Raw genomic sequence first — 3,604 nt, forward strand, 5'->3', positions numbered from 1 at the left:
ACTTTGATTCTGATATAGAGAGGGTTACATACTTCTCTATAAAAGCCAAAGATGGACTGACCAAGTATGTCTATGATATTCATGGTGCTGTCCTTCCTCGTACCAAAGGAGTATCCCACCATAGCTACTCCAATATTGAATCATTTAGAATAGCTCAAAATAGCCCAACCAAATTAAGAGTAGTGATTAAATCTAAACAGAAAGCACTTGATAAGCATGTCCATGCAGGTAAGGTTCTAGTCATTCCTTTGACTCATGGAAAAGAGGCTACAATCAAAGGTACAACTCTATCAAATAGCAAAAAGCAGAGTTATAGTTCTAAGAAAAATAGATATACGGTAGTGATTGATGCTGGGCATGGTGGCAAAGATAATGGGGCTTCTTGTTGTAGAGGTGAGAGAAACCATAGAGTGGAAAAAGGTGTTGCACTATCTGTATCGAAGAGATTAAAGAAGAAGCTAGAGGAGTTGGGATATAATGTATATATGACAAGGGGGGGTGACTCTTTTGTACGGCTTCCAAAACGGACAGAGTTTGCTAATAATAAAAAAGCTGATATTTTTATATCTGTTCATGCCAATGCTGCACCCAATAAGAGACAAGCCAAAATCTTCAAAGGGATAGAGATTTATTATCTATCACCTGCACAGACCAAACGAGCCAAAGATGCGGCGGAGAAAGAGAATAGTGTTATGTTTCATGAAAAAGATTACTATACTACAAATATCATGACCTCTCTAATAACAGATGAGAAGTTGGTTGAGTCTCGCAAGTTAGGTATTGATGTTAGTCAGAAGATGCTTCGAAGTATTCGCAAAAACTATGGAGCTGTTGAAGATGGTGGGGTTAAAGGGGCAAATTTTTGGGTACTTGTAGGTGCACAGATGCCTGCTATTTTGGTAGAGACAGGGTATATAACTCACCCAGAAGAGGGTAAAAAACTCTTAAACTCTTATTATCAGAAACTCTTAGCCAAAGGTATTGCAGAGGGTATAGAGCAGTATTTGAACAATAAACGCTAGGAGGTGTTTTTGAATAGGGGGCTATTTTTTATATTGGTTACAGTGCTGTTTTCAACAGAACTTTGGTCTGCTAACTCTCTTGTAGATACAAAGCTAGGTAGAAACACTCTTGAGCTAAGATTTAAGCATAATATTAAAGATACCGATATAAAACACTTCGTTATCCATGCTAAGGGTTTTACTAAGTATGTCTATGATATAAAAAATGGTTATCTACCAAGAGGCAAAACACTTCGATATTCTCATCCTGATATTAGAGCTTTTCGTATAGGACAGTATCGTACTAATGTTTTGCGAATTGTTATTGAGTCTACTAAGAGGATTAAAAAAAGTCATTCAACTTCTGGTAGGGTACTTGAGATACCTATTCCCTCAGGCAAAAAATCCTATAAGCGTTCAAAAAAATATATAGATAAAAAATTTACAAATAATATTAAAAATAGATATAGAGTAGTGATAGATGCTGGACATGGAGGAAGAGATAGAGGGGCTTCATGTTGCTCTCTTCATGAGAAAAAGTTTACACTCTCTATGGCATATAATCTAAAAAAGCGTTTAGAGAAAAAGGGTTATAGTGTCTATATGACTCGCTCTAGCGATAAATATATCTCTCTTATAGAACGAACTAAGTATGCCAATAGAAAACAGGCAGATATTTTTGTCTCTATCCATGTCAATGCAGCACCAAAAAGAAAAGTAAAGAAGCTAAAGGGAATAGAGATTTACTATCTATCAAAGAAGAATGTTCATCTTAAGGGAGAGACCATAACCTATAAAGGCAAGACAGTCTATTATAAAAATAGTGTTAATATGATGATGAATAAGAAGAAAATATCTCTATCTCGTAAGCTTGGGATAAAGGTTCAACAGGGTATGAATAGAAACATAAGAAAAGGCTATGGGAGTTTGGTTTCTAAACTTAAACGCTCTGATTTTTGGGTGCTAACAGGGACTAAAATGCCAACTATCTTAGTTGAAACAGGTTATATAACCCATAAAAAAGATAGGAAACGATTAACCAGTAGCTACTATAGAAATTTGGCGATTAAAGGTATCGTTGATGGGATAGATAGTTATTTTAAGCTCTAAGCTGATATTGGCTACTCTATATTTAAGAGCATTAATCCTATTCTTTCACAATTCCAAACATAATAAAATCTATCTTCATCTGTTATTTGAGTTTTTTATTATCAAAGGGTTACTTTGGCTTTTCATATTTCTATTTTTTACTTTTGTTTATTAATCTTTTGTTATACTTGATTAGATTAAAGCTATCAAAGGGAAAACAAATAGTATGCAAAATTCAATTCTTCCTATTCTAAAAAATAATAGACTTATAGGTACAGGTTTTTGTATATATTATGATGGAGAAAAATCTTATATTTTAACTTGTCACCATGTCTTAGATGGACAGGAGAATTTTGATATTCAAGGGGAAAAGCCTGAAATAATTGTGCATAATGGCTCTTATGATATGTCTATTGTAACTATTTCAAAAAAAATTGAACCTTTGGTTTTAATTGATGATGAGTTGGTTAATGAGACTATACTTTATTCTTTTAAAGAGTATAGAGGAGTTTGTATTGGTGAGATGGTTGAAGGAAAAGTATGTGTAGATAGTGTTCCTTCAACACAGCATAGATGTAATGAAATTATAGAATCACAACGATTAGAGATTATTGATGATAAGGCGAAAATCATACGAGGCAATAGTGGTTCACCTGTTTTTTGTAAGAGAACAAAAAAAGTTGTAGCTATGGCAAATATTAAGGATGATATGCAAAAAGTTTTTGCATTGAAAATATCATATCTAAAAGAGATATGGGAAGAGATACCTTTAGATTTAATTACAAAAAGCTCATTGAGTAGTATATTCAATGATTTACCTGAAGCTATAAGCAACCAAGAACCCTCCAAAATAGACCAAATCTTCCTAATTTTTAATGAAGACAATACTTCTGATACAAAATATAAGGTAACTGGTCATATTCAATGTGAGGATGAATTTGAGAGTGAACTAATAGAGTTTACTTTTAAAAATATTTATGATGAGGTTGAACAAGAGAAGTTTATTAAAAAACTTATTGATGAATTTGAGAGTGATATAACTATCCATTTTATTATTCCTCCTGAACTATTTTTGGTCAATTTTAAACAGTGGAGATATAAGGATAATGAGTTGGTCAAGCGTTATCATATTTTGCTACACAATAGAGATAGGTTTGGTAGTAAAATTCGTAAATATAAAAATATGATTGAACAATGGAATCTACTATTTAGTACAAAAAAAGAGAACTATTTAAATGATGCTCTTTTGATGACCAATGATAATAGTGCAAGATTTGATACAAGATTGGGTAAAATAGGGGTCTGTTTCAAACAATCTATATCTAATCATGAGATAGTAAACAATATGATTGATATGGCAAAAGTGGGGCTTTGGCAGTACAAGGATGGAATACTTTCTGACTATTGCAGATGGGTTGAGGATAATATCTGTTTAAAAGATTTAAATCACAAATCAAGAGATTGTGACTACATGGCATTGCTTTGGGATGATATGAGGCTATTAATAGATTTAA

3 protein-coding genes are annotated in these 3,604 nt (G+C 32.9%); all 3 read left to right on the plus strand.

The window, feature by feature from the left end; all coding sequences use genetic code 11:
- On the plus strand, positions 1-1,022 hold a 1,022-nt coding region (locus tag GSY74_RS03040; protein ID WP_164663638.1), incomplete at its 5' end, for an N-acetylmuramoyl-L-alanine amidase.
- Positions 1,023-1,031: 9 nt separating this feature from the next.
- On the plus strand, positions 1,032-2,111 hold the full coding sequence (locus GSY74_RS03045; RefSeq protein WP_164663639.1) for an N-acetylmuramoyl-L-alanine amidase: 1,080 nt from the start codon (positions 1,032-1,034) through the stop codon (positions 2,109-2,111).
- A gap of 205 nt (positions 2,112-2,316) precedes the next feature.
- Positions 2,317-3,604: serine protease (locus tag GSY74_RS03050; RefSeq protein ID WP_164663640.1), on the plus strand; the 1,288-nt coding region annotated here is incomplete at its 3' end.

Origin of the sequence: Sulfurovum sp. bin170 (assembly GCF_010892395.1) — a bacterium.
GTDB lineage: Bacteria > Campylobacterota > Campylobacteria > Campylobacterales > Sulfurovaceae > UBA1140.